Source organism: Streptomyces sp. SAI-135, from assembly GCF_029893805.1.
Classification (GTDB): domain Bacteria; phylum Actinomycetota; class Actinomycetes; order Streptomycetales; family Streptomycetaceae; genus Streptomyces.
The window spans coordinates 2,255,804-2,280,166 of sequence record NZ_JARXYP010000002.1; the positions used below are offsets into that span (position 1 = coordinate 2,255,804).

The 24,363-nt window shown below is 71.2% G+C and carries 24 protein-coding genes and 1 pseudogene; 10 read left to right on the top strand and 15 right to left on the bottom strand.

Annotated elements, in window-relative coordinates:
* Positions 1 to 293: 293 nt before the first annotated feature.
* On the bottom strand, positions 294 to 935 hold the full coding sequence (locus M2163_RS14640; protein WP_280852354.1) for a DNA-3-methyladenine glycosylase: 642 nt from the start codon (positions 933 to 935) through the stop codon (positions 294 to 296).
* Positions 936 to 1,076: 141 nt separating this feature from the next.
* Between M2163_RS14640 and M2163_RS14645 the strand changes: the two genes are divergently transcribed.
* The 3 genes from M2163_RS14645 to M2163_RS14655 all read left to right on the top strand — a co-directional run bounded on the left by M2163_RS14645 (position 1,077) and on the right by M2163_RS14655 (position 3,099).
* Positions 1,077 to 1,859 (top strand): sporulation protein, encoded by a 783-nt coding sequence (locus M2163_RS14645; protein WP_280852353.1) that lies wholly within the window; start codon positions 1,077 to 1,079, stop codon positions 1,857 to 1,859.
* A gap of 43 nt (positions 1,860 to 1,902) precedes the next feature.
* Positions 1,903 to 2,442: a YbhB/YbcL family Raf kinase inhibitor-like protein gene (locus M2163_RS14650; protein ID WP_280852352.1), complete on the top strand. Its 540-nt coding sequence runs from the start codon at positions 1,903 to 1,905 to the stop codon at positions 2,440 to 2,442.
* Between the two features lie 150 nt (positions 2,443 to 2,592).
* Entirely contained in the window at positions 2,593 to 3,099 is a 507-nt protein-coding gene (locus M2163_RS14655) for an HNH endonuclease (RefSeq protein WP_280852351.1), read from the top strand.
* 105 nt (positions 3,100 to 3,204) lie between these two features.
* Here M2163_RS14655 and M2163_RS14660 read toward each other — a convergent pair whose 3' ends face one another.
* From M2163_RS14660 to M2163_RS14670, 3 genes are all read right to left on the bottom strand, one after another.
* The gene (locus tag M2163_RS14660) at positions 3,205 to 4,143 is read right to left on the bottom strand and encodes an SPFH domain-containing protein (protein WP_053850431.1); all 939 of its coding nucleotides are present in this window, start codon (positions 4,141 to 4,143) and stop codon (positions 3,205 to 3,207) included.
* A 130-nt stretch (positions 4,144 to 4,273) separates the two neighbouring features.
* Positions 4,274 to 4,705 (bottom strand): NfeD family protein, encoded by a 432-nt coding sequence (locus M2163_RS14665; protein WP_280852350.1) that lies wholly within the window; start codon positions 4,703 to 4,705, stop codon positions 4,274 to 4,276.
* A 94-nt stretch (positions 4,706 to 4,799) separates the two neighbouring features.
* Positions 4,800 to 5,597 (bottom strand): ABC transporter ATP-binding protein, encoded by a 798-nt coding sequence (locus M2163_RS14670; protein WP_280852349.1) that lies wholly within the window; start codon positions 5,595 to 5,597, stop codon positions 4,800 to 4,802.
* Between the two features lie 140 nt (positions 5,598 to 5,737).
* Between M2163_RS14670 and M2163_RS14675 the strand changes: the two genes are divergently transcribed.
* The gene (locus M2163_RS14675; protein ID WP_280852348.1) at positions 5,738 to 6,526 is read left to right on the top strand and encodes a hypothetical protein; all 789 of its coding nucleotides are present in this window, start codon (positions 5,738 to 5,740) and stop codon (positions 6,524 to 6,526) included.
* Positions 6,527 to 7,001: 475 nt separating this feature from the next.
* Here the strand turns inward: M2163_RS14675 and chpE are convergent, their stop codons facing one another.
* The 3 genes from chpE to M2163_RS14690 all read right to left on the bottom strand — a co-directional run bounded on the left by chpE (position 7,002) and on the right by M2163_RS14690 (position 9,183).
* Positions 7,002 to 7,247 carry a chaplin ChpE gene (gene chpE / locus M2163_RS14680; RefSeq protein ID WP_280852346.1) on the bottom strand — a complete coding sequence of 82 codons (246 nt, stop codon included), beginning with the start codon at positions 7,245 to 7,247 and terminating at the stop codon, positions 7,002 to 7,004.
* 156 nt (positions 7,248 to 7,403) lie between these two features.
* Positions 7,404 to 8,045, bottom strand: coding sequence for a response regulator transcription factor (locus M2163_RS14685; protein ID WP_280852345.1), 642 nt, complete (start codon positions 8,043 to 8,045; stop codon positions 7,404 to 7,406).
* Positions 8,038 to 9,183 (bottom strand): GAF domain-containing sensor histidine kinase, encoded by a 1,146-nt coding sequence (locus M2163_RS14690; RefSeq protein WP_280852344.1) that lies wholly within the window; start codon positions 9,181 to 9,183, stop codon positions 8,038 to 8,040. Before M2163_RS14690 ends, M2163_RS14685 begins: the two co-directional genes overlap by 8 nt.
* Positions 9,184 to 9,368: 185 nt before the next feature.
* Between M2163_RS14690 and M2163_RS14695 the strand changes: the two genes are divergently transcribed.
* The 3 genes from M2163_RS14695 (at position 9,369) to M2163_RS14705 (ending at position 12,177) form a co-directional block, all read left to right on the top strand.
* The gene (locus M2163_RS14695; protein ID WP_280894151.1) at positions 9,369 to 10,064 is read left to right on the top strand and encodes an SDR family NAD(P)-dependent oxidoreductase; all 696 of its coding nucleotides are present in this window, start codon (positions 9,369 to 9,371) and stop codon (positions 10,062 to 10,064) included.
* Positions 10,061 to 11,137 (top strand): S-adenosylmethionine:tRNA ribosyltransferase-isomerase, encoded by a 1,077-nt coding sequence (locus M2163_RS14700; RefSeq protein ID WP_280894152.1) that lies wholly within the window; start codon positions 10,061 to 10,063, stop codon positions 11,135 to 11,137. The genes M2163_RS14695 and M2163_RS14700 overlap by 4 nt, the downstream gene beginning before the upstream one ends.
* Before the next feature lie 299 nt (positions 11,138 to 11,436).
* Positions 11,437 to 12,177 carry a transglycosylase SLT domain-containing protein gene (locus tag M2163_RS14705; protein WP_280894153.1) on the top strand — a complete coding sequence of 247 codons (741 nt, stop codon included), beginning with the start codon at positions 11,437 to 11,439 and terminating at the stop codon, positions 12,175 to 12,177.
* Positions 12,178 to 12,252: 75 nt separating this feature from the next.
* Here the strand turns inward: M2163_RS14705 and M2163_RS14710 are convergent, their stop codons facing one another.
* Positions 12,253 to 14,859, bottom strand: a complete 2,607-nt coding sequence (locus M2163_RS14710) for an FHA domain-containing protein (protein WP_280894154.1) — start codon at positions 14,857 to 14,859, stop codon at positions 12,253 to 12,255.
* 238 nt (positions 14,860 to 15,097) lie between these two features.
* On the opposite strand from M2163_RS14710, the pseudogene M2163_RS14715 reads away from it, so the two are divergent.
* Positions 15,098 to 16,495, top strand: a pseudogene (locus tag M2163_RS14715) (streptophobe family protein); the annotation flags it as partial.
* Between the two features lie 1,311 nt (positions 16,496 to 17,806).
* Positions 17,807 to 19,021, top strand: coding sequence for a phosphoserine phosphatase SerB (gene serB / locus M2163_RS14720; protein WP_280894155.1), 1,215 nt, complete (start codon positions 17,807 to 17,809; stop codon positions 19,019 to 19,021).
* 96 nt (positions 19,022 to 19,117) lie between these two features.
* Here the strand turns inward: serB and M2163_RS14725 are convergent, their stop codons facing one another.
* The 4 genes from M2163_RS14725 to M2163_RS14740 all read right to left on the bottom strand — a co-directional run bounded on the left by M2163_RS14725 (position 19,118) and on the right by M2163_RS14740 (position 21,614).
* Positions 19,118 to 19,636, bottom strand: a complete 519-nt coding sequence (locus tag M2163_RS14725; RefSeq protein WP_280894156.1) for a histidine phosphatase family protein — start codon at positions 19,634 to 19,636, stop codon at positions 19,118 to 19,120.
* Positions 19,637 to 19,701: 65 nt separating this feature from the next.
* Complete coding sequence (locus M2163_RS14730) at positions 19,702 to 19,908, bottom strand: hypothetical protein (RefSeq protein WP_280894157.1); 207 nt, start codon at positions 19,906 to 19,908, stop codon at positions 19,702 to 19,704.
* A gap of 176 nt (positions 19,909 to 20,084) precedes the next feature.
* Positions 20,085 to 20,201 (bottom strand): SGM_5486 family transporter-associated protein, encoded by a 117-nt coding sequence (locus M2163_RS14735; RefSeq protein WP_269787331.1) that lies wholly within the window; start codon positions 20,199 to 20,201, stop codon positions 20,085 to 20,087.
* Between the two features lie 48 nt (positions 20,202 to 20,249).
* A complete protein-coding gene (locus M2163_RS14740) occupies positions 20,250 to 21,614 on the bottom strand; it encodes a CynX/NimT family MFS transporter (RefSeq protein WP_280894158.1) in 1,365 nt (454 codons plus the stop codon).
* An 82-nt stretch (positions 21,615 to 21,696) separates the two neighbouring features.
* Between M2163_RS14740 and M2163_RS14745 the strand changes: the two genes are divergently transcribed.
* Positions 21,697 to 22,392: a FadR/GntR family transcriptional regulator gene (locus tag M2163_RS14745; RefSeq protein WP_280894159.1), complete on the top strand. Its 696-nt coding sequence runs from the start codon at positions 21,697 to 21,699 to the stop codon at positions 22,390 to 22,392.
* Here M2163_RS14745 and M2163_RS14750 read toward each other — a convergent pair.
* The 3 genes from M2163_RS14750 to fabG form a co-directional block, all read right to left on the bottom strand.
* Positions 22,367 to 22,720: a hypothetical protein gene (locus tag M2163_RS14750; RefSeq protein ID WP_280894160.1), complete on the bottom strand. Its 354-nt coding sequence runs from the start codon at positions 22,718 to 22,720 to the stop codon at positions 22,367 to 22,369. The two genes, M2163_RS14745 and M2163_RS14750, sit on opposite strands and share 26 nt — an antisense overlap.
* A 150-nt stretch (positions 22,721 to 22,870) precedes the next feature.
* Positions 22,871 to 23,638, bottom strand: a complete 768-nt coding sequence (gene fabI / locus M2163_RS14755) for an enoyl-ACP reductase FabI (RefSeq protein WP_280852333.1) — start codon at positions 23,636 to 23,638, stop codon at positions 22,871 to 22,873.
* A 5-nt stretch (positions 23,639 to 23,643) separates the two neighbouring features.
* A complete protein-coding gene (fabG, locus tag M2163_RS14760; protein ID WP_280852332.1) occupies positions 23,644 to 24,363 on the bottom strand; it encodes a 3-oxoacyl-[acyl-carrier-protein] reductase in 720 nt (239 codons plus the stop codon).

The window sequence follows — 24,363 nt, forward strand, 5'->3', positions numbered from 1 at the left end:
CCCTCTCGGGCTTTCCTCCGGGCTTTTCCCTTCGGTCTTGCGTTTCCGACTCTATCAGATCCTTTCGGGCCTGATTCCCTGTCGGCGGGGCCTTTCGACATTCACTACGTTAGCCCATTCCCTCGGCAACTCATAATCGAGTTCCGCGAGTTCGAATTCGGGCGTGCGGGCACGCCGAAATCGTCCCCGCCGAGGGGATGTCGTAGGTAGTGGTTTGGCCGCTCTCGGCTGCTGGCGATCGCCGTAACCGGGTCAAGCGGCTCGGGCCACATTACGCACCTTCCGAGAGCGAGTCAACTTGAGCGCCGCCTCGGGACATGGGCGCGATAAGGGCTCACTGTCGGGTCGCCGGCGACCCAGAACCGCCAGGGGTGCACGCCTCCTTCGCCGGCCACGCCGGTCCGCGGACCGTTGAGTACCTGGTCGGAGGCGACCGGGGTGCCGGTGAGCACCCTCAACGGGGTCTCGTCCGGGGCGCAGGCGTCCGTACCGTCCAGGGCGCGGTCCACGCCCAGGGCCGTGGCCAGGCGGGCCGGTCCTTTGGCCAGTTCCTTGTCGTTCCGGGCCGAGAGTCGACGTTTGCGGGCCAGCTCGGCACCTTCGAGGATCTCGCCGGCACGGAGCAGGACGGCGCTCGCGCGACCCTCCTCCCCGCACACGAGGTTCATGCAGAACCACATGCCGTAGGTGAAGTAGACGTACACGTGTCCGGGCGGACCGAACATCACGTCGTTGCGGGCCGTGCGACCGCGATAGGCGTGGGAGCCGGGGTCGTTCTGGCCGTCGTAGGCCTCGACCTCCGTGATGCGGAGCACGATCGGACCGTCCGGGGTGGTGCGGACGAGGAGGCGGCCGAGGAGGTCGGGCGCGACCTCCAGTACGGGGCGGTCGAAGAACTCTCGTGTCAGTGGCGTACGGTCCGGGGGCGTGATCATGGCGTACGAGCGTAGTCCAGACGGGTGTGTGCCAAGGGGTGGTCAAGGGTCCGTCCGCTTGCCAGGGTGAGGCCGCGGAACCGACCACGGCCGGATCGCGTTTGTAGGGATCAGGAATCCGCGCGTTCTAAGAGGAGAGACATGGCGTTCAAGAAGCTGCTCGCGAGCCTGGGGGCCGGTGGGGCTTCGGTGGAGACGGTGCTGACCGAGGTCAACGTCGTCCCCGGTGGTGTCGTCCAGGGCGAGGTGCGGATCCAGGGCGGGTCCGTCGACCAGGAGATCGAGGGCCTGTCGGTCGGGCTCCAGGCCAGGGTCGAGGTCGAGAGCGGTGACCAGGAGTACAAGCAGGACGTCGAGTTCACGAAGGTCTCGCTCGGCGGTGCCTTCACGCTTCAGGCGAACGCGGTGCACGCGGTGCCGTTCGGGCTCGAGATCCCCTGGGAGACGCCGATCACGATGATCGACGGCCAGGCGCTGCGCGGCATGAACGTCGGTGTGACGACCGAGCTGGCGATCGCGCGTGCCGTGGACTCCGGTGACCTCGACCCGGTCAACGTGCACCCGCTTCCGGCGCAGAAGGCGATCCTGGACGCGTTCATGCAGCTGGGCTTCCGCTTCAAGAACGCGGACCTGGAGCGCGGTCACATCCGTGGGACGCGGCAGCAGCTGCCGTTCTACCAGGAGATCGAGTTCTTCCCGCCGCAGCAGTACCGCGGGCTCAACCAGGTCGAGTTGAGCTTCGTCGCGGACGGCCACGCGATGGACGTGGTGCTGGAGATGGACAAGAAGCCGGGGCTGTTCAGCGAGGGCAGCGACACCTTCCGTTCCTTCCAGGTGGGGCTGCACGACTACCAGAACACCGACTGGGCCGGGTACCTCAACCAGTGGCTGTCCGAGGTCGGCAGCAAGCGCAACTGGTTCTAGGCTCGGAACTGCTGATTCCGGTAATCGATCAGGAGGTACCGAGGTGACCGAGCTCAAGCGGCGGCCGCTCCCCCATGACTTCCATCCGCCCGTCCCGTCGTTCACGGTGACGAGCGAGGACGTGCAGGAGGGCGGCACGCTCAAGGACGCTCAGGTCCACGCCGCCGGCAACACCTCTCCGCACTTGCGCTGGGAGGGCTTCCCGCCGGAGACCAAGAGCTTCGCCGTGACCTGCTACGACCCCGACGCGCCCACGGGCAGCGGGTTCTGGCACTGGGTCGTGTTCGACATTCCGGCCTCGGTGACCGAGCTGCCGGCCGGAGCGGGCAGCGGCAAGTTCGAGGGGCTGCCGGAGGGCGCCGTACAGGCGCGGAACGACTACGGGTCGAAGGACTTCGGTGGTGCCGCTCCGCCGGCCGGGGACGGGCCGCACCGGTACGTCTTCACCGTGTACGCCGTGGACCAGGAGAAGCTCGGGCCGGATTCCGATGCCTCTCCCGCCGTTGTGGGCTTCAACCTGCGGTTCCACACGGTCGCGCGCGCTCAGTTGGTCGGTGAGTACGAGGTGCCCGCCGAAGACTGACGTTCAACGAGCGTTTGCCCGCCTCTGGTCTTGGAATTGATCAGGGGCGGGCACTTTTTATTGCGTTGTCCATCTCGGCGTGCCCGGCCAGAGTTGATCCAAGCCCAAGCCCGCCAGGGGTGGGCCGGTGCACATGGGAGGTGGGCTGACATGCGGGACACGCTGGTACTGAACGCGAGCTTCGAGCCGCTGTCGACGGTGACGTTGAACCGAGCCGTCGTTCTGGTGCTGCAGGACAAGGCCGTCGTCGAGCAGTCCCACCCCGAACTGCGCATGCGCGGAGCCGCGGTCGACATACCGGCGCCCCGGGTGATCAGGTTGTGCAGGTATGTGCGGGTGCCCTTCCGAAGACAAGCCCCGTGGTCGCGGCGGGGTGTTCTGGTGCGTGACCGGCACAGGTGCGCGTACTGCGGGCGGCGGGCGACGACCGTGGACCACGTGGTGCCGCGGTCGCAGGGTGGTCAGGACACTTGGCTGAACACGGTGGCCTCCTGCGCGGAGGACAACCACCGCAAGGCGAACCGGACTCCGGCGGAGGCGGGGATGCCGTTGCTGCGTCAGCCGTTCGAGCCGACTCCGGCGGACGCGATGCTGTTGTCCTTGGGGCACGAGGACTTCTCGGCGCTGCCGGATTGGCTGGCTCGGGAGGCCGCCTAGTCGTCTGCCGGAATCGGCTCGTCGGCGGCTGCGGGTTCGTTGTGGCTGGTCGCGCAGTTCCCCGCGCCCCTGGTGGGTGCGGGGAACCTCGCTTTTGCAGTCCTGTCAGTCGATCTTCGGGGTTTCCCGGCGTTCCGAGCCGGTGTTGCCGCCGTTGGAACCGCCGCCCATGCCGCCGAAGTTGCCCATGGCGCCGGAGAGGCCCTTGAGGGCGTCGCCGATCTCGCTGGGGACGATCCAGAGCTTGTTCGCGTCGCCCTCGGCGATCTTGGGGAGCATCTGGAGGTACTGGTAGGAGAGCAGCTTCTGGTCCGGGTCTCCGGCGTGGATCGCCTCGAAGACCGTGCGGACCGCCTGGGCTTCGCCTTCCGCGCGCAGGGCGGCCGCCTTGGCCTCACCCTCGGCGCGCAGGATCTGGGACTGCTTCTCACCCTCGGCGGTGAGGATCGCGGCCTGGCGCGTACCTTCGGCGGTGAGGATCGCGGCGCGCTTGTCACGGTCGGCGCGCATCTGCTTCTCCATCGAGTCCTGGATGGAGGTCGGGGGCTCGATCGCCTTGAGTTCGACGCGGTTGACGCGGATGCCCCACTTGCCGGTGGCCTCGTCGAGGACGCCGCGCAGGGCAGCGTTGATCTCCTCGCGGGAGGTCAGGGTCCGCTCCAGGTCCATGCCACCGATGATGTTGCGGAGGGTGGTGACGGTGAGCTGCTCGATCGCCTGGATGTAGCTGGCGACCTCGTAGGTCGCGGCCCGGGCGTCGGTCACCTGGTAGTAGATGACCGTGTCGATGTTCACGACCAGGTTGTCCTGGGTGATCACCGGCTGGGGCGGGAACGGCACGACCTGTTCACGCAGGTCGATGCGGTTGCGGATGGTGTCGATGAACGGGACGACGATGTTCAGTCCCGCGTTGAGTGTCCGCGTGTAGCGGCCGAAGCGCTCCACGATGGCCGCACTGGCCTGTGGGATGACCTGGATCGTCTTGATCAGGGCGATGAAGACCAACACCACCAGGATGATCAAGACGATGATGACCGGTTCCATCGTGCTCCCCGTGCCCTTCTCCGCCTCGGCGTTTTCGGAAGATCTTATGCTTGTTGAAGATCTTGCTGGTCGAGTCTGACAGACCGTCGTGCAACTCGTGGTGCGTTCGGTTCAGTTGCATCCTGCGAGGTCACATGACGATCGCGGTCGCTCCCTCGATGTCCACGACATCCACTTCCTGGCCTACTTCGTAGGCACGTCCGGTGTCGAGGGCGCGGGCCGACCAGACCTCTCCGGCGAGCTTGATCCGGCCGCCCGCGCTGTCGACGCGCTCCAGGACGACGGCCTGCTTGCCCTTCAACGCGTCGACACCCGTGACGAGTTGGGGCCGCTGGGAGCGGTGCCGGGTCGCGATCGGCCGTACGACGGCGATGAGGGCCACCGAGACGACGGCGAAGACGATGACCTGGACGACGATGTCGCCGCCGAGTCCGGCGGCCACCGCGGCGGCGACGGCGCCCGCCGCGAGCATGCCGAGCTCCGGCATCGCGGTCACCACGAGCGGGATTCCGAGCGCAGCCGCGCCGACGAGCCACCACACCCATGCGTCGATGTCGTTCACATGGTCATGGTAGGTCCGGGGGTACCGCCTCGGACAGGGCGCGATGGAGCGGGGAGGGGCTTCTTACCCTTGTTTTTGCGGGGACTTCACGTGATCACGACAGAGGCAGGCCCTGCGCGGTCCAGCGGTCGCCGACCTGCTCGACGACGAGCGGGAGGCCGAAGCACATGGAGAGGTTGCGGGAGGTGAGTTCGAGCTCCAGGGGGCCCGCGGCGAGCACCTTGCCCTGACGGATCATGAGGACGTGGGTGAAGCCGGGGGCGATCTCCTCGACATGGTGGGTGACCATGAGCATCGAGGGGGCGATGGGGTCCCGGGCGAGCCGGCCGAGGCGCCGGACCAGGTCCTCGCGGCCGCCGAGGTCGAGGCCGGCGGCGGGCTCGTCGAGGAGGAGGAGCTCGGGGTCGGTCATCAGGGCGCGGGCGATGAGGGTGCGCTTGCGCTCGCCCTCGGAGAGGGTGCCGAACTTCCGGTCCAGGTAGTCGCTCATGCCGAGGCGGTCGAGGAACGCGCGGGCGCGCTGCTCGTCGATGTCCTCGTACTCCTCCTGCCAGCCGGCGGTCATGCCGTACGCCGCCGTGAGCACAGTCTCCAGGACGGTCTGGCGCTTGGGGAGCTTGTCGGCCATGGCGATGCCGGCCATGCCGATGCGCGGGCGCAGTTCGAAGACGTCGGTGCCGGGCTTGCCGAGGGTCTCGCCGAGGATGGTGGCGGTGCCCTTGCTGGGGTAGAGGTAGCTGGACGCGAGGTTCAGGAGCGTGGTCTTGCCGGCGCCGTTGGGGCCGAGGATGACCCAGCGCTCGCCCTCCTTGACCGACCAGGAGACCTGGTCCACCAGAGCCCGGCCCTCACGGACCACGGATACGTCCTGAAGCTCCAGAACATCGCTCATGAGCGCGTTGTCTCCCCTTGCAGTGTGACCGGTGTCGGCGTCTCGGCTGGCGCGTGCGCGCTTTTGGGCGCAGCCCTCGAAGAAATCTACGCCACCGGTCGCCCGCTCCCGTCCAGCGGTCCGGTCCTTAGGCTGGGGGCATGCTCTCGGAACCGCGCTCTGGACGCCTTGCCGCTTGGGGAAACGGCCTTTTGGCCGGACTTGTCGCACCGGACGACGCCGTGCTGGCGATCGTCGCCGACGATGCCGTGCACCGGGTGGAGGGGCTGCCGGGTGAGTCGGCGGCCGTCGGTCTCACGCTGGCGCTGGGGCGGCTGCGGTCGCTCGGCGTCACGGGACTGCGGGTCGCGTTGCCCGCGCCCGGGCATCCGCTGGGGCTGAGCGGGCCGCCGGAGTTCAACGCGCGGGCGTTGGAGGCGGAGGAGGCGGTGATCTGTCACGGTGCCGCGCTGGGCCTGGTGCCTGAGGTGTACGAGGCCGGGCCCGCGGGTGATGTGCATGTCGAGGTGGTGTGGCAGGTGCTGCCGGTGCGGGAGGCTCCGCCGGCGGACGTCCCCTCGTTGGGCGAGGCCGAGCGGGAGCTCGCGGAGGCCCTGCGGGAGGCGACGGAGGTGTTGTCACGGCTGGACGTGGCCGCGTCGGGGCCGGTGGCGGAGGCGGCGATCGGGGCCTACCGGGCTCGGGCCGAGCGGGGGCGGGAGCTGCTGGCGCCGGGGTATCCGCCTCGGGCGGTGCGGGTGTTGGAGCTCGCCCAGCGGGTGGGGCTGCTGGTGTCGCTGGCCCAGGAGAACGGGCACGGGGGTGCGGTGAGCTCCGCCGAGATGCGGGCACGGGGGGAGGCGCTGCGGCCGGTGGAGCGGACGGGGCGGCGGGCGCAGGTGGCTGCGTACAACGCGTACGTGGAGGAGTTGGAGCGCGGTGTGCGGTGACTGGCAGGGGGTCGGCCGATGTGGGAGCTGGTCGACCAGCCGGTTCGGCGGCTCGGCGGCCAGGTGGCTCGGCGGCCCCTGGGTGGCGGTGGGGCCGATCTTGTGGGGGCCGATCTGCAGCAGGCGCATGCCGGTGGGCAGCGACTCGGCAACCAAATGGCCCGGCGACTCGGGGCTCCGGGGCCCGGCCCCTGAATAGCGGTGGCGCCGGTCTTGCGGAGGCAGCCGATGTGCAGCAGGCGCACGCAGGTGGGCAGCAACTCGGCAACCAGGTCGGCTCGGGGCTCCGGGGCCCGGCGGCGCGGCAGCCAGTCGGCTCAGCGAGCCGGGGGCTCGACAGCCACGGCGGCCCCGGCGGCTGGTGGGCCTGGTCCGGGGTGTTCAGGCGCGGATCGGGCGTAGGGCGAACGGAGCGGCCTCCCGGGTGCGTGGCGCACCCGGGAGGCCGAAGTCACTGCCCGCTCGGCGGGGGACGTCAGTGGTTGAGGCCCAGGTTGCCGAAGGCGGGGTTCAGCACGCCGATGACGTTCACGCTGTTGCCGACCGCGTTCACCGGGACGTGCACCGGGGCCTGGACGAGGTTGCCCGAGACGACGCCGGGCGAGCCCACGGCCTTGCCGTCGGCGTGCGACCCGTCGGTGGCGGAGGCCATACCGGCACCGGCGGCGACCAGCCCGCCGGCCACCATCGTCACGGCCGCTACCTTCTTCAGGTTCTTCACTTCTAAGCCCTCCTAGCGATTGCCGCGGCAGTCGCCGCAGCACGCACTGAAGAACGGCGGGCCGCCGCGGAGGATGCGCCATTCGGGGGACATTCCCACGACGGTATGAATCTCACTCCGGAGCGGAACCCTCCGTATTGCCGTCCGACTCCTGGATCAACCGGCCACTCCGTGACGAACCGCCCACAGCGCCGCCTGTGTACGGTCCGCCAGGTCGAGCTTCATCAGGATGTTCGAGACGTGCGTCTTGACGGTCTTCTCGGAGAGGACCAGCGCGCGGGCGATCTCCCGGTTGGAGCGGCCGTCCGCGATCAGCCCGAGCACCTCGCGCTCCCGCTCGGTGAGCGAACCGCCCCTGCCCTGACCGGAGTTGCCCTCCTCCTGGGACAACAGAGCGCCCGCGACCTCGGGTTGGAGCAGGATGTGCCCGGCGTGGACGGAGCGGATGGCGCCGGCGAGGGCGTCGGGGTCGATGTCCTTGTAGACGTAACCGGCGGCGCCCGCGCGCAGGGCCGGGACCACCGTGCGCTGCTCGGTGAAGCTGGTGACGATCAGCACGCGCGCGGGGTTGTTCAGTTCGCGCAGCTTGCGCAGGGCGTCGATGCCGTCCATGCCCGGCATCTTGACGTCCATGAGGACGATGTCGGGTTTCAGCTCCTCCGCGCGCGCGACGCCCTCGGCGCCGTCGGCGGCCTCGCCCACGACCTCTATGTCGTCCTGCACTTCGAGGAAGGTGCGCAGTCCCCGGCGGACGACCTGGTGGTCGTCGACGAGCAGGACCCTGATCGCGTCAGCCACCGGGGACCTCCATCTCGATCGTGGTGCCCTTGCCGGGCGCCGATTCCACGGTCAGCGTGCCGCCGACCCCGCTGGTGCGGTCCCGCATGGAGACCAGACCGAGGTGACGGCCCGCGCGGCGGACCTCCTTCGGTTCGAAGCCGCTGCCGTCGTCCGTGACGCGCAGCACGGCTCCGCCGCCGCGCCGGTCCAGGGTGACGTCGACATGGGCGGCTCCGGAGTGCCGCAGCGCGTTGTGCAGGGCCTCCTGGGCGACGCGCAGCATGGCCTCCTCCTGGGCGGCCGGCAGGGCCCGGAAGTTGCGGGCGGCGAAGGTCACGCGGGCGGTGTGGGCGCGGTCCAGGACCTGGATCTGGGTGCGCAGGGTGGCGGTCAGGCCGTCCTCGTCCAGGGCGGCCGGACGCAACTCGACGACCGCGGCGCGCAGTTCGTCGGCGGCCTCGGCGGCGAGCACGGCCACCTGGTGCAGTTCGCCCTTGGCGCGGGACGGGTCGCGGTCGACGAGGGCGGCGGCGGCCTGGGCGGTCAGGCGCAGGGAGAACAGCTTCTGGCTGACCGCGTCGTGCAGTTCATGGGCGAGGCGGGAGCGCTCCTCGGCGATCGTGAGCTCGCGGCTGCGTTCGTAGAGGCGGGCGTTGGTGAGGGCGATCGCGGCGTGCTGGGCGAGGATCGAGAGGAGCTCCTCGTCCTCCTCGGTGAAGCCGCAGCCGCCCTCGGGCTTCTCGCAGTTCTTGTTGGCGAGGAACAGGGCGCCGATGACCTCGTCGCCGTCGCGGATCGGCAGGCCCAGGAAGTCGACCAGGTCGGGGTGGGCGGACGGCCAGCCCTCGAAGCGGGGGTCCTTGCGGACGTCGGCGAGGCGCTCGGGCGTGGCCTCGTGGAGCATCGCGGCGAGGATGCCGTGCTGACGCGGGAGCGGGCCGATGGCCTTCCACTGGGCGTCGCTGACGCCGTCGACCACGAACTGGGCGAAGCCGCCGTGGTCGTCGGGGACACCGAGGGCGGCGTACTGCGCGTCGAGCAGCTCGCGGGCCGAGGCGACGATCGTCTTGAGGACGTCGCGCACCTCCAGGTGCCTGCTCATGGCCAGCAGCGCGGAGCTCACCGCGGCGAGGCCGGACCGGGGGCCTTGACTCATGCCCTCAGAGTACGGGCGGGGTGTGAGAGCGCGGATCGGACCTGTGACCGCCTCCGGCTAGGGCGGGCGACCTAGGGCGAAGGGCCTCGCCGCATTGCGGCCCGCGTCCGAGGCGGCCGGGAGGACGGCGTTCCTACGTTGGCAGCACGCCGATCAGGAGGCGTGCGGACGAGGGGACGGATGTCATGCCGGTAGCGATCATCACGGGGGCCTCGAAGGGGCTGGGACGGGCGCTCGCCGAGGCGCTGGCCGCGCGGGGGTGGGACCTGGTGCTCGACGCGAGGACGGCGGAGGTCCTGCGGGGGACGGCGACCGCGCTCGCCCCGCACGGGACCCGGGTGACGGCCCTGGCCGGGGACGTCACGGATCCGGCCCACCGCTCCGAGCTGGTGGCGGCGGCCTGGAAGCTCGGCGGTGTCGATCTGCTGGTGAACAACGCGAGCGCGCTGGGCGCCGAGCCGCTGGTGCGCCTTGCGGGCCTGTCGCTGGACGGGCTGCGCCGCGCGCTGGAGGTGAACGTCGTGGCCGCGCTGGGCCTGGTCCAGGAAGCGCTGCCCCTGTTGCGGGCCGCGGGGGCCGGCGCGGTGATCGCGGTGAGTTCGGACGCGGCCGCCGAGGCGTACGAGACGTGGGGCGGCTACGGGGCCTCCAAGGCCGCCCTGGACCACCTCGCGGCGGTGCTGGGCGAGGAGGAGCCGTGGCTGCGGGTGTGGGCGGTGGATCCCGGGGACATGGCCACCGACCTGTACGCGGCGGCCGTGCCGGACGACGGGGACCCGCGGCCGGAGCCGGCGAGTGTGGTGCCGGCCTTTCTGCGGCTGCTGGACGAGCGGCCGGCGAGCGGGCGGTACGCGGCTCCGTCGCTGCTGGAGGGGCGATGACCCTCGCGGTGCGGGTGCCGGAGGAGCTGTCCGCGCGGGTGCCCGCCGAGCAGCGGGGGCCGGGGCTCGGCCGGGACGCCGTACGCCTGCTGGTGTCGCGGGGCACCGCGGTGTCGCACCACGCGTTCCGGGAGCTGCCGCGGCTGCTGCGGGCCGGGGACCTGCTCGTCGTGAACACCTCCCCCACGCTGGCCGCGGCCGTCGACGGGCGGATCGGGCACGCGCGCGTGGTGGTGCACTTCTCCACGCGCGGGGACGACGGGCGCTGGGTGGTCGAGCTGCGGGACCCGGACGGGAAGGGCACCACGCGTGCGCGTGCGGGCGGGCCCGCGGGGACACAGGTGCGGCTGCCCGGGGGCGGGCTGCTGGTCCTGGAGGAGGCGGTGAGCGGGCGGCTGTGGTGGGCGCGGATGCGGGATGGCGAGGTCCTGGGGCTGCTGCGGGAGCACGGGCGGCCCGTTCGGTACTCCTACACGGAGCGGGACCAGCCGTTGTCCGTCTACCAGACGGTGTTCGCGCTGCCGTCCCCCGACGGTTCGGGCAGTGCCGAGATGCCCAGTGCCGCGCGGCCCTTCACCGCGCGGCTGGTGGCGGAGCTGGTGAGCCGGGGGGTGCAGTTCGCGCCGGTCACCCTGCACACGGGGCTCGCCTCGGCGGAGGCGCACGAGCCGCCGTATCCGGAGCGCTTCTCGGTGCCGGAGACCTCCGCCCGGCTGATCAACGCCGTGAGGGCCGGGGACGGCAGGGTCGTCGCCGTCGGGACGACGGCCGTGCGGGCCGTGGAGTCGGCGGCCGGGGCCGACGGGCTCGTACGCGCGCGTGCGGGGTGGACGGATCTCGTCGTGACCCCCGAGCGCGGGGTGCGGGTGGTGGACGGGCTGCTGACGGGCCTGCACGAGCCGGAGGCCTCGCACCTGCTCATGCTGGAGGCGGTGGCGGGGCGGGCTGCGATCGACCGGGGCTACGAGGAGGCGCTGCGGCGGCGGTACCTGTGGCACGAGTTCGGGGACGTGCATCTCCTCCTGCCGGAGAAGGACCCTCACACAGAGCATTGCGCCAGCAACTGCCGGTGAGAAAGCTGTGCGGGCGATGTGAGCCCGCACATAGGGCCCACATCACGTACGAAGCGAAATAGGAGACAAAGGCTCCCCGCATGAACGGGAAAGACGTTCCCGTCTGTCCCGTTTTGCCCTCCCCCGGTCCACTACCCGGGGTCGTACGTCACACCTTTGCCCGGGTGTTTTGCGCCAGCTAAGAATGGCCAACGTCGCTCAGCGCCGCGGGTTCCGCCCGCGGCGTTTGTGCCGGAAGCACCCGTGTCCCCCACCGGACAGCGAGCGACCTCCGCGCTATTCGAAGAGGTCATTCCCGCATGCCCAAGAACCCTTTCACCCGAGGTCACAGTCGCGCGCTGACGAAGCGCCACAAGATCGCCGTCGCCGGAGTCGCCACGCTCGGCGCCGCCGCCGTCGCCTTCAGCGCGGTTCCGGGCAACGCGGAGACCACCACGTCCGAGGCGGCCACCTACTCGGCCCCCGTGAAGTACTCCTCCGAGGATCTCAAGGGTCTCCAGGCCGACGTCAAGGCGCAGCTCGCCGCCAAGGCGCTGCAGAACAAGGCCGCCGAGGCGAAGGCGCAGGCCGAGGCGAAGGCCAAGGCCGCCGCCGTGGCGAAGAAGAAGGCCGCCGCGGCCGCCGCGAAGAAGGCCGCGCAGGCGCGCAAGGCCAGGGAGGCCGCGAGCCGGGCCGCGCACCGCGCCAAGCTCAAGGCCGCCGCGCCCAAGAAGACCTACGCCAACAACCTGGACGGCTGGATCAAGGAGTCCCTGGCCATCATGAGGGCCAAGGGCATCCCGGGCAGCTACAACGGTCTGTACCGCAACATCATGCGGGAGTCCTCGGGCAACCCGAACGCGATCAACAACTGGGACATCAACGCCATCAACGGCATCCCCTCGAAGGGGCTGCTCCAGGTCATCCCGCCGACGTTCCAGGCGTACCACGTCGCGGGCACGTCGTGGAACATCTACGACCCGGTCGCCAACATCACCGCCGCCGCGAACTACGCGGCCGACAAGTACGGCTCGATGGACAACGTGAACAGCGCGTACTGAGGCCGCGCGGACCTCTCCTACGCACAAGGGCGGCACCCCCTCGGGGTGCCGCCCTTCACCGTCGTACGGCGGTGATCACTTGCGCATGACCTCGGGCTCGTGGCGGCGCAGGAACCGGGAGACGAGGAAGCCGCAGACGATGCCGAGGGCGATCAGGGCGATCATGTCGAGGCCCCAGGTGCCGACCGTGTGGTTCCACAGCGGGTCGGTCGTGTCGCCCGGCTTGACGGGCGGGTTCACCTTGTTGAAGTCCAGGGTGGCGCCCGCGGCGGCGACCGCCCAGCGGGACGGCATCAGATAGGAGAGCTCGTTGACGCCGAGGGTGCCGTGCAGGGTGAACAGGCAGCCGGTGAAGACGACCTGGACGATCGCGAACATGACCAGCAGCGGCATGGTCTTCTCGGACGTCTTCACCAGTGCGGAGATGATCAGCCCGAACATCATCGAGGTGAACCCGAGCCCCATGATCGGCAGGCACAGCTCCGCGAGGGTCGCGCTGCCGAGGACCAGCCCCTCCTTCGGCAGTCCGCGGCTGGCGAAGCCGATGACGCCGACCATCAGCCCCTGCAGGATGGTGATCACGCCCAGGACGACCACCTTGGACATCAGGTACGCCGAGCGGGACAGACCGGTGGCACGCTCCCGCTCGTAGATCACCCGTTCCTTGATCAGCTCACGGACGGAGTTGGCCGCGCCGGCGAAGCAGGCGCCGACCGCCAGGATCAGCAGGACGGTGGTGGCCGTGCTGTTCGGCTCGGGCTGCTTGGTCCTGGGGTCGACCGGCTTGGGCAGCAGGATGTCGCCGAAGTCGATGAGCAGGCTCACCGAACCGAGGACGAGCGGCAGGATCACCGTGAGGGCCAGGAAGCCCTTGTCGGACGCGATGACCGACACATAGCGGCGCACGAGTGTCCCGAACTGGCCGGCCCAGCGCTGTGGCTTGGGCGGCTTCATGCCCTGCATCGGAGGCATCGCTACGGACTGCGGCGCAACGGCGTCTATGTCCGCGGCGTACATCTGGTAGTGCTGCGAGCCCTTCCAGCGGCCGGCCCAGTCGTAGTCGCGGTAGTTCTCGAAGGCCGAGAAGACATCGGCCCAGGTGTCGTAGCCGAAGAAGTTCAGTGCCTCCTCGGGCGGGCCGAAGTAGGCGACCGCGCCGCCCGGGGCCATCACCAGGAGCTTGTCGCACAGGGCCAGCTCGGCGACGGAATGGGTGACCACGAGAACCGTGCGGCCGTCGTCGGCGAGGCCGCGCAGCAACTGCATGACATCGCGGTCCATGCCCGGGTCGAGACCGGAGGTCGGCTCGTCGAGGAAGATCAGGGACGGCTTGGTGAGCAGTTCCAGGGCCACCGAGACGCGCTTGCGCTGGCCGCCCGAGAGGGAGGTGACCTTCTTCTCGCGGTGGATGTCGAGCTTCAGCTCGCGCAGCACCTCGTCTATGCGGTGCTCGCGCTCCTGCGCCGTGGTGTCGGCGGGGAAGCGGAGCTTGGCCGCGTAGGTGAGGGCCTTCTTGACGGTCAGCTCCTTGTGCAGGATGTCGTCCTGCGGGACCAGACCGATGCGCTGGCGCAGTTCGGCGAACTGCTTGTAGAGGTTGCGGTTGTCGTAGAGGACGTCGCCCTGGTTGGCGGGCCGGTAGCCGGTGAGCGCCTTGAGCAGGGTCGACTTGCCGGAACCGGACGGTCCGATGACCGCGATCAGGGACTTCTCCGGGACGCCGAAGGAGACGTCCTTGAGGATCTGCTTGCCGCCGTCGACCGTGACGGTCAGGTGGCGGGCGGAGAACGTCACCTCGCCGGTGTCGACGAACTCCTCCAGCCGGTCGCCGACGATCCGGAACGTGGAGTGGCCGACGCCGACGATGTCGCTCGGGCCGAGCAGGGTGGAGCCGCCCTTGGGGATCGGCTGGCCGTTGACGTACGTGCCGTTGTGGGATCCCAGGTCGCGGATCTCCATACGGCCGTCGGGCATCGAGTGGAACTCGGCGTGGTTGCGGGAGACCTGCAGGTCGGAGACGACCAGGTCGTTCTCCAGGGCACGGCCGATGCGCATGATGCGGCCGATGGTGAACTGGTGGAACGTGGTGGGGCTGCGGTCGCCGTAGACCGGCGGGGCGTCCGCGCCCATGCCGGAGCCGGGGCCGGAGCCGGCGCCCGGGCCGTGCTGCTGCGGGAACTGCTGGAGCGGCTGGTGGGAGTACGGCTGTGACTGCGGCTGCGGCTCCGGCTGCCGCCGAGGCTGTTGCTGGGGCTGTGGCCAGCCGGACGGCGAGGCCTGCTGCGGCGATTGCCGGGGCGTCTGCTGCGGTGTCTGCTGGGCCCAGCCGGGACCCGCGCTCTGCGCGGCGTACGGCTGCTGCCCGGACTGCGGCTGCGGGACCGGGGCCGCGGTGCCGGAGAGGCTCAGCAGCGGGCCGTCGCTCGCGTTGCCGAGGTGGACGGCCGCACCGGGGCCGATCTCCGTCCGGTGGATCCGCTGTCCCTGCACGAACGTGCCGTTGGTGCTGCTGTGGTCCTCGATGACCCAACTGCGCCCGCTCCAGCTGATCGTGGCGTGACGCCAGGACACCCTGGCGTCGTCGAACACGATGTCCCCCTGCGGATCGCGTCCAAGGCTGTACGGCCTGGACGGATCGAGCGTCCAGGTACGTCCATTCGCTTCCAGTACGAGTTCCGGCACTCCAAGCCCCACTGAGTAGTCCCCCGAATAGCCCCCGTCAGAGGGAGTGTAGGGATGTCGAACATCGTCGGGAACTATTTCAGGATCCCCTGCTGACCGAAAGTCGAGCCCCGAGAACACCACGTTCGTACGCTTCGGCCGGTTCCGTTGACGGGGTTGAAACCGACCCGGAGAGTGGGTAATTCACGCGAGGGGGACAAGCGCGGTCTCGGCCGCGCCGCGGATCGGGGGGTCTGCCATGAGTGCGTCCATGGGCGTCGAGACCGAGCAGCACGGCGGGCGGCTGCCGTGGGGCGACATCCTGCTGTCCGCGATCGCGGCCGTGAGCTGGGCGTTGATCGGGATGGCGGGGGTGGCCGCGCTCGGTCTGCATCTGCTGGAGGCCGATTCCGTCGCCTCTCTGGGTCCGATGACCGCGGCCGTTGTGGCCCTTGCGGCGGGTGGTTCGGTGACGCCCTCCGGTGACGTGTCCGCGTTCGGTTTGACGGGGGCGCAGGCGGCGACCGCCATCGAGATCACGCCACTGGGCGTCAGCCTGGCCGGCGCGGTGCTTTTGTCATGGTTCTTCCTACGGTCCCTGCGGCGGGCCGGGGCGGTGATCGCACCCTCCGAACTCCTCGCCCGCGCGGGCTCGGTGGTCCTGCTGTTCACGGCGATGACGGGCGGGCTGGCCTGGGCCGGGCACGACGTCGTCACGATCGACGGGGGTGCGCTGGGGCTCGACAAGCTGCCCGGCGCGGGCGGGGGCGGCGGCCTCGACATCCCCGGCCTCGGGGACGTCGGGGACATCGGCGGACTGCTGCCCGACCAGGTCGGCGACCTCATCGACGCGAAGGCCGCGGTCGGCTTCACGGTGGACACCGTGCCCACGCTGCTCGGCGGGCTCGGCTGGTCGGCCGGGATCCTGCTGATCGCGCTCCTGGCGTCCCGACGCACGCCGCTGCCGCCCGGCTGGGACGCGGTGCACCGCGTCGTACGGCCGGCCGTCTCCGCCCTCGTGACGGTGCTGCTGGTCGCGGTGGCCGCGGGGCTCTCGGCGGCGGCGTACGCGGCGATCGGGGACGACCATCCCAAGCGGATCGCGGGGGCGGCGCTGCTCGGGGCGCCGAACGGGGTGTGGCTGGGCATCCCCATCGGTTTGTTCGTCCCCTTCGACGGCAGGGCCACGGGCGTCCTGAGGAATTTCCTCCCCGATCCCCTGGACCGGCTGCTCGCCTCGGACTCCGACCAGTCGGTGACGCTGGGGCGGCTGGCGGAGCTGGACGGGCGGGTGTGGCTGCTGGGAGTGGCGGCGGCGCTGATGATGCTGCTGGCGGGGGTGCTCACCGCTGTGCGGACTCCGGTGGAAGGGGCGGGCCCGGCTGGGTTCGCGGGGCGGTGTGCGGTGCGGCTGGGGCTCGCGACCGCGTCGGCACTGCCGTTGCTCGCCTGGCTGACGGAGGTGTCGGTGGACGCCTCGCTGTCGGTACTGGGGTTCGACGCGTTCGGCGCGGGGGTCGTGCTGCGGGGCGAGCTCGGCCTTGCGGTGCTGCTCGGCGCGGTGTGGGGGGCTGCGGCGGGCGCCGCGGGGGCGTTGCTGGCTCGGGCGACGGGGGCGGCGGGGAGCCGGGCCGCAGGGTTGGCACGGGGTGACTTGGCTGGTGCGGGGGTGGGTTCGGGCGCGGGGACGCCGGGGGGCGGGGCTGCGGGGGGCCCGCGGTACGCGGGCGGGGCGTATGAGCCAGGGGTCGGGCCGTATGCCGGCCGGAGCGGCGCTTACGGGGGCCAGGGCGCTGCCTACGGTGGCGCTGTGTACGGCGGTTCGGGCGGGGTGCATCCGGCTGAGGGCGCCCCTTACGGGAGGGGCGCCGGCGCTCGCGAGGGTGAGGTCGGGGGGCCGCCGGAGCAGGGCGAGGGTGCGGCCGGGGCGCCATGGGGGCAGAGCCGGGGCTATGAGCGTGGAGCGGGGGCTTCCGGAAGCGGGGCGGCGGGATACGCGGGGGCGGGTGGCCCGTACGACGACGTGTCGCGCTCCTCTGAAGGCGGGGGGCCGTCCTACGAGGAGGGTCGGTCCTACGAGGAGGGTGGAGCCGGGGCGTACGAGGGGGAGGCGAGGGGGCACCGCGGTGGGGCGGGGCCACAGAGCTCGCAGGGCAGGGGCTACCCCGGTCAGGCGAGGCGGCCCGGCCCGGAGGCTCAGCCGCAAAGGGGCGAGGCTGGGGCACCGAGCGGCGAGGCCGGGCCGTATCGCGGCGCCGCCGGAGCACAGGGCGACCAGGGCAGGGGCTACCCCGGCCAAGACGCTCAGCCGCGGAGCGGCGAGGCCGGGCCGTATCGCGGTGGGGCGGGGGCGCAGGGCCGTGCGGTGGGAGGGTCTGCCGGTGAGGTGGATTCGCAGAGGGGCGGGGACCGCAGCGGTGCGGTCGGGCCGTACGTGCCCGGGACGCCCTATCGGCCGCCCAACCCGGCCACGAACCCCTACCTGCGGGTGCCCGACGAGTTGCGGGGGCCGGACGACGATCCCGGGCCGACGACGGGCCGGGACGCGGGGCCGTCCCCTGCGGAGAACGGTCCGGGCCCGGACCGGGCAGGGCCGCCCGACGACGGGGACGAGAACGTGTACGGCGCCCCGACGATGGCCCGCCCGGTCGACCCGCCCCCTCGTTCACCGCGACGGCCCGCCCGCCGGCCGTCCTCCGGGGACGCGGGCCGGCAGTCGCCACCCCCGCCTCCTCCCCCACCGCCCGGGAAGCCGAAGGGCCGCCGCTGATCCGGCGCGGGACGCGCGGGGCCCGGCCGGGCAGGACGGTGCCGGACCCGGCGTCACCCGCGCAGTCCCCCGCGCGCCGCGGTACGCCCGTGTCCCGCCCGTAAGGATCTCGCCATCCGCCCGACACCCAGTGTTCCGTGTCCGTCAGACGGACCGCGGGAGCAGAAGGCACTGGGTGCCGGATACGGTGGGAGCACCATGAGCGCTGAGCAGACCTCGTTCTCCGACGTCCCCACCCTTCTCGTCAAGATCTTCGGGAAGGACAGGCCGGGCATCACGGCCGGCCTGTTCGACACCCTCGCCGCCTACTCGGTCGACGTGGTCGACATCGAGCAGGTCGTCACGCGTGGCCGGATGGTGCTGTGCGCGCTGGTGACCGCGCCGCCCCGCGCGCTGGAGGGCGACCTGCGGGCGACTGTCCACAGCTGGGCCGAGTCGATCAAGATGCAGGCGGAGATCATCTCCGGTCTCGGCGACAACCGGCCGCGAGGCCTGGGGCGTTCCCTGGTCACCGTGCTCGGCCACCCGCTCACCGCGGAGGCCACCGCCGCGATCGCCGCCAAGATCGCCAAGGCGGGCGGCAACATCGACCGTATCTTCCGGCTCGCCAAGTACCCGGTCACGGCCGTCGAGTTCGCGGTGTCCGGCGTCGAGACCGAGCCGCTGCGCACCGCCCTGGTGACGGATGCCGGCAAGCTCGGCGTGGACGTGGCCGTCGTCGCCGCCGGTCTGCACCGCCGGGCCCAGCGGCTCGTCGTCATGGACGTGGACTCCACGCTCATCCAGGACGAGGTGATCGAGCTCTTCGCCGCGCACGCCGGCTGCGAGGACGAGGTCGCCGAGGTGACCGCGGCCGCGATGCGCGGTGAGCTGGACTTCGAGCAGTCGCTGCACGCGCGCGTGGCGCTGCTGGAGGGGCTGGACGCCTCGGTCGTGGACAAGGTGCGCTCGGAAGTACGGCTGACACCGGGTGCCCGCACCCTCATCCGGACGCTGAAGCGGCTCGGCTTCCAAGTGGGTGTCGTCTCGGGCGGTTTCACCCAGGTGACCGACGACCTGCAGGACCGGCTGGGGCTGGACTTCGCCCAGGCGAACACGCTGGAGATCGTCGACGGCAAGCTGACGGGGCGGGTCACCGGGGAGATCGTGGACCGCGCGGGCAAGGCGCGGCTGCTGCGCCGGTTCGCCGCCGAGGCCGGGGTGCCGCTGTCCCAGACGGTGGCGATCGGCGACGGCGCCAATGACCTGGACATGCTCAACGCGGCCGGGCTCGGTGTCGCCTTCAACGCGAAGCCGGTGGTGCGGGAGGCCGCGCACACCGCGGTGAACGTCCCCTTCCTCGACACCGTGCTGTACCTGCTGGGCGTCACCCGCGAAGAGGTCGAGGCGGCCGACGCGCACGAGGAGGACTGACCTCCGACGACGGACCGGACGGATCGGCAGGGGCCCGGCACCGTGGCGGTGCCGGGCCCCTGCCGTCTCTCGCCCGAGTGGGGAGTCGTGCCGTCGTCAGTCGGACGGCGCCCAGTAGTCGACCAGGGTGGCCGTGCCGGGCTCCAGGGTCTTCCAGGGGCCGCTGAACGACAGGACGGCGAAGGCGGCGGCCGGGAAGCCGCGGCCGTTCATCCGCCGGCGGGCATCGCCCTCGGCGGCGCCCGCGAGGACGTCGGCGAGGCCCTGCACACCGGGGTTGTGGCCGATCAGGACGGCGTTGTGCACGTCGTCCGGGGTCTCGTTGAGCACGGCGATCAGCTCGCCGGGCGAGGCCTCGTAGATCCGCTCCTCGTAGACCGTTTTCGGCCGGTGCGGGAACTCCTGCACGGCGAGCTTCCAGGTCTCACGGGTCCGGGTCGCGGTGGAGCAGAGGGCCAGGTCCAGCGGGATGCCGGAGTCGACCAGCCGTCGTCCGGCCTCCGCCGCATCTTTGCGGCCCCGGTCGGCGAGCGGCCGCTCGTGGTCGGTCACCTGTGGCCAGTCGGCTTTCGCATGCCGGAAAAGGACAATCCTGCGGGGATCTGCGACGCTCATGGGATCCAGCTTCGCATGAAACAGGCCATGGGGCGCAGGGAGTTGACGGGCGGGTTCGCGGGTGCTCAGCTGGCTATGAGCTGCTGTACGCGCTCCAGGACCTGGGTGATGAGGGGGTCGCCGGAGGCCGCGTGCGCGTCGGCGGGGTTGAGGATGAGGGCCAGGAGCACCACGAAGGCGAGCGTCGGCAGGGCGAGGGCCCACCAGGGCAGCCGGATGTCGACGCGGCCCCGGGTCGCCGGGTGGGGCGGGGTGTGCGTAGGGGCCGACATGAGTGCCTCCGCTGGTCTCCGAGTCCTCCGTGATCCGCTTCCCGCGGTCACATCTCGAAGGTACGGATCCAGCGGCCCTCAACCCATCCGGTGATCCACCCAGTTGACCCTGACACTCACCCCCTAGGGGATGTGGGGTTAACCCCACCATCGGGCCGGGGAGCGGGTGCGCGGGATCAGGGCGAGGCGATCGTCGCGATGATCGCGATGATGACGAAGATGGCGAGGAAGGAGCCGAAGACCAGCAGCATCTTCTTCTGGCCGTTCTGGGGGTTCGGGTCGAGCACTGGCATACGGCCAGTCTCGCACCCCGGGCTCCCGCCGAGTCCGCCAGGGTGACCTCAGCGGGCCGCCTCGTCCTCCACCGTGCGGTCGCGGCCCGCCAGCACTCCGACCGCCATCTGCGGGATCATCAGGCCGATCATGAGCGCGATCGGCAGGCCCCAGCCGCCGCTGTGCTGGTAGAGCACGCCCACCAGGAGCGGTCCGGGGATGGAGATCAGATAGCCGGTGCTCTGCGCGAACGCGGACAGCTGGGCGACGCCCGCGCCGGTCCTGGCACGCATCCCGACCATGGTGAGGGCCAGCGGGAAGGCGCAGTTGGAGACACCGAGCAGGACGGCCCAGGCCCAGGCGCCGGCGGCGGGGGCGAGGTACAGGCCCGCGTACCCGGCGAGGCCGCAGACGCCGAGCGCGAGGACGATGGGGCCCTGGTGCGGCAGCCGGGTCGCCACGCGCGGGATGACGAAGGCCAGCGGGACGCCCATCACCATCGTGACGGCCAGCAGCAGTCCGGCGGTACCGGCGGGCACGCCCGCGTCCCGGAAGATCTGCGCCATCCAGCCCATGGTGATGTAGGCGGCGGTGGCCTGGAGCCCGAAGAAGACGGCGAGCGCCCAGGCGGTCCGGCTCCGGGTGATCCGCAGCGCGGGCGGCTCCACGCGCGCGTGCACGTGCCGGACGGGGCCGGCGCCCTCCACGCGTGTGTGCACGCTCCGGACCGCGTCCTGCGCCGCCCTGGTCTCCGTCGACACAGGCCCCCGGTCCCGCACGAGCGGGATCCACGGCAGTACGGCCGCCGCGGCCAGGACCGCCCACACCGTGAGCCCGGACTGCCAGCTGCCGCCCAGCGCCTCGGTCACCGGGACGGTCACGGCGGCCGCCGCCGAGGTGCCGAGGGCCAGGGCCATCGAGTACAGGCCGGTCATGGAGCCGACCCGGTCCGGGAACCAGCGCTTGACGATGACCGGCATCAGGACGTTGCTGACGGCGATGCCCATGAGGGCGAGGGCGCTGGCGGCCAGGAAGCCCGCCGTGGAGCCCGTGTACGGCCGTACGAGCAGGCCCGCCGTGATGGCGACCATGCCCGCGCACACCACCGCGCCCGCACCGAAGCGGCGGGCCAGGCGCGGGGCCGTGACGCCGAAGACGGCGAAGCACAGCGGGGGCACCGAGGTGAGCAGGCCGGCCACGCTGCCGCTCATGCCGAGTCCGTCGCGCACCTCCTCCAGGAGGGCGCCGAGGCTGGTGATGGCGGGGCGGAGGTTGAGGGCGGACAGCACGATGCCGACGACGACCAGGCGCACCGCCCACGCGCGCGGCGCGGGCACCGCGGCTCCCTCCTCCGGGCCGGCCGCGGAACCGCGGGGGATCGCGGAAGGGCGTGCCGTCGTGGACTTCACCGTCCGGGTTTCCTCGCTTGCCATGTCCCCCATCATAGAATCATGGGATGATTGGTTGTCCATCCCCGGGTCGCCCAGTGTCCTCCCGCCCGTGCGAAGGTGTGCCATGCCCCTGAGCCATCCCCGCCGCTCGGCGCTGTCCGAGCAGGTCATCGCCGCACTGCGCAACCAGATCACCTCGGGCGAGTGGCCGGTCGGCTCCCGGATCCCGACCGAGCCGGAGCTGGTCGAGCAGCTCGGGGTGGCCCGCAACACCGTCCGTGAGGCCGTCCGCGCACTCGCGCACAACGGCCTGCTGGACATCCGCCAGGGCTCGGGGACGTACGTCGTGGCCACCAGCGAGCTGGCGGGCGTGATGCACCGCAGGTTCGCCGACGCGGACCCCCGGCACGTCGCCGAGGTGCGCTCCACCCTGGAGTCGTCCGCGGCGCGGCTGGCGGCCGAGCGGCGCACCGAGAAGGACCTCAGGCAGCTCGACGCGCTCCTGGCGCGGCGCGAGGAGGCCTGGGCGTCGGGCGACGCGGAGGCCTTCGTGACGGCGGACACCACCTTCCACCTGGCCGTGGTGGCCGCCTCGCACAACGACGTGATGACCGAGATGTACGCGGATCTCGGCGCGGTGCTGCGGGACTGGCTGCGCGAGGACGTCGGCGGGGAACTGACGCCGGAGACGTACATGGACCACACCCGGCTCGTCGACGCGATCCGCGCGGGCGACGCGGCGACGGCCGCCGAGGAGGCGGCCGGCTACCCCTTCCTGTGCCGTCCGGGACGGTTCAGCGCGCCAGCTTCCGGTGGCTGACCCACACCGAGCGGACCTCTTTCCAGCACCTGCCGGTCAGCCGCACGGTCTGCGCGGGCCCGGCCTGGACCTCGGCGCTGTCGGTGTCGAGGTCCCACCAGCGTTCGCACTCGATGTGCAGGCGGACCCCGTCGGTGCGCGGATAGGGGTTGTGGCAGTAGGTGGTCACACGGGAGCCGGTGACCTTGCTGCGGCAGGACGCGCCGAACAGCTCCGAGGCGGCGGCCCGGGGCTTCTCCACGCGTGCGTGCGACATCGCTTCGTACGACAGGGACATCACGAGACAGACGGCTGCGGTCGCTGAGGCCAGACTGCGGGACAGGCGCACAAGGGGACCTCCTCGGCCGTACTGGGGAGGGAATCGCTGGTGAACGCGTAATCCAGGGTGCCCAGTTGTCGGCCGTGCGCGCCCGGCCTGGTAGGCCGAACGGGGGACGCCCCGCTCCCTGCGGGAACGGGGCGTCGACGCCGTACGGGATCAGGCGCCGATGGCGTGCAGCCCGCCGTCCACGTGGATGATCTCGCCCGTGGTCTTCGGGAACCAGTCGCTCAGCAGGGCGACGATGCCCTTGCCGGCCGGCTCCGGGTCCTTGAGGTCCCATTCCAGCGGGGAGCGGTTGTCCCAGACCGCGGCCAGGTCGCTGAAGCCCGGGATGGACTTGGCGGCCATGGAGGCGAGCGGGCCCGCGGAGATCAGGTTGCAGCGGATGTTCTGCTTGCCCAGGTCGCGCGCGACGTAACGGCTGGTGGCCTCCAGCGCGGCCTTGGCCGGGCCCATCCAGTCGTACTGCGGCCAGGCGTACTGCGCGTCGAAGGTGAGGCCGACGACCGAGCCGCCGTTCTGCATCAGCGGCAGGCAGGCCATGGTGAGCGACTTCAGGGAGTACGCCGAGACGTGCATGGCCGTGGCCACGGACTCGAACGGCGTGTTCAGGAAGTTGCCGCCGAGCGCGTCCTGCGGCGCGAAGCCGATGGAGTGCACGACGCCGTCGAGGCCGCCGAGCTCCTCACCGACGACGTCGGCCAGCCGGCCGAGGTGCTCGTCGTTGGTCACGTCGAGCTCGATGACCTTGGTGGGCTTGGGGAGCTTCTTGGCGATGCGCTCGGTCAGCGTGGGCCGCGGGAACGCGGTCAGGATGATCTCGGCGCCCTGCTCCTGGGCCAGCTTGGCGGCGTGGAAGGCGATGGAGGACTCCATCAGCACACCGGTGATCAGGACGCGCTTGCCCTCGAGAATTCCGCTCATGGTGTTCAGTGACCCATTCCCAGTCCGCCGTCAACGGGAATGACGGCTCCAGTGATGTACGAGGCGTCGTCCGAGGCGAGGAACCGCACCGTCGCGGCGACCTCCTCGGGCTGCGCGTAACGGCCGAGCGGCACCTGCTTCACGATGGCCTCGCGCTGCTCGTCGGTGAGCGCCTTGGTCATGTCGGTGTCGACGAAGCCGGGCGCGACGACGTTGAAGGTGATGTTGCGCGAGCCCAGCTCACGGGCGAGCGAGCGGGCGAAGCCGACCAGGGCCGCCTTGGAGGCCGCGTAGTTGGCCTGGCCGGGGCCGCCGTAGAGGCCGACGACCGAGGAGATCAGGACGACCCGGCCCTTCTTGGCGCGCAGCATGCCGCGGTTGGCGCGCTTGACCACGCGGAAGGTGCCGGTGAGGTTGGTGTCGACGACCGAGGTGAAGTCCTCCTCGGACATCCGCATCAGGAGCTGGTCCTTGGTGATGCCGGCGTTGGCGATCAGGACCTCGACCGGGCCGTGCTCGGCCTCGATCTCCTTGTAGGCCTGCTCCACCTGCTCGGTGTCGGTGATGTCGCACTTGACGGCCAGGCAGCCCAGATCAGTCAGGGCGGCCGGCGGCTCACCCGAGCGGTACGTGATGGCGACCTTGTCGCCGGCATCGGCGAACGCGCGGGCGATGGCGAGGCCGATGCCCCGGTTGCCTCCGGTGACGAGAACCGAGCGGCTCAA

Coding starts and splice junctions, on each gene's coding strand:
- M2163_RS14745 (WP_280894159.1), top strand. CDS start 21,697: ATGCCCCTGAGCCATCCCCGCCGCTCGGCGCTGTCCGAGCAGGTCATC.
- M2163_RS14730 (WP_280894157.1), bottom strand. CDS start 19,908: ATGTCGGCCCCTACGCACACCCCGCCCCACCCGGCGACCCGGGGCCGC.
- M2163_RS14695 (WP_280894151.1), top strand. CDS start 9,369: ATGCCGGTAGCGATCATCACGGGGGCCTCGAAGGGGCTGGGACGGGCG.
- M2163_RS14735 (WP_269787331.1), bottom strand. CDS start 20,201: ATGCCAGTGCTCGACCCGAACCCCCAGAACGGCCAGAAGAAGATGCTG.
- M2163_RS14660 (WP_053850431.1), bottom strand. CDS start 4,143: ATGGAACCGGTCATCATCGTCTTGATCATCCTGGTGGTGTTGGTCTTC.
- M2163_RS14655 (WP_280852351.1), top strand. CDS start 2,593: ATGCGGGACACGCTGGTACTGAACGCGAGCTTCGAGCCGCTGTCGACG.
- M2163_RS14670 (WP_280852349.1), bottom strand. CDS start 5,597: ATGAGCGATGTTCTGGAGCTTCAGGACGTATCCGTGGTCCGTGAGGGC.
- M2163_RS14640 (WP_280852354.1), bottom strand. CDS start 935: ATGATCACGCCCCCGGACCGTACGCCACTGACACGAGAGTTCTTCGAC.
- serB (WP_280894155.1), top strand. CDS start 17,807: ATGAGCGCTGAGCAGACCTCGTTCTCCGACGTCCCCACCCTTCTCGTC.
- M2163_RS14700 (WP_280894152.1), top strand. CDS start 10,061: ATGACCCTCGCGGTGCGGGTGCCGGAGGAGCTGTCCGCGCGGGTGCCC.
- M2163_RS14725 (WP_280894156.1), bottom strand. CDS start 19,636: ATGAGCGTCGCAGATCCCCGCAGGATTGTCCTTTTCCGGCATGCGAAA.
- M2163_RS14675 (WP_280852348.1), top strand. CDS start 5,738: ATGCTCTCGGAACCGCGCTCTGGACGCCTTGCCGCTTGGGGAAACGGC.
- fabI (WP_280852333.1), bottom strand. CDS start 23,638: ATGAGCGGAATTCTCGAGGGCAAGCGCGTCCTGATCACCGGTGTGCTG.
- M2163_RS14705 (WP_280894153.1), top strand. CDS start 11,437: ATGCCCAAGAACCCTTTCACCCGAGGTCACAGTCGCGCGCTGACGAAG.
- M2163_RS14645 (WP_280852353.1), top strand. CDS start 1,077: ATGGCGTTCAAGAAGCTGCTCGCGAGCCTGGGGGCCGGTGGGGCTTCG.
- M2163_RS14690 (WP_280852344.1), bottom strand. CDS start 9,183: ATGAGTCAAGGCCCCCGGTCCGGCCTCGCCGCGGTGAGCTCCGCGCTG.
- M2163_RS14740 (WP_280894158.1), bottom strand. CDS start 21,614: ATGGCAAGCGAGGAAACCCGGACGGTGAAGTCCACGACGGCACGCCCT.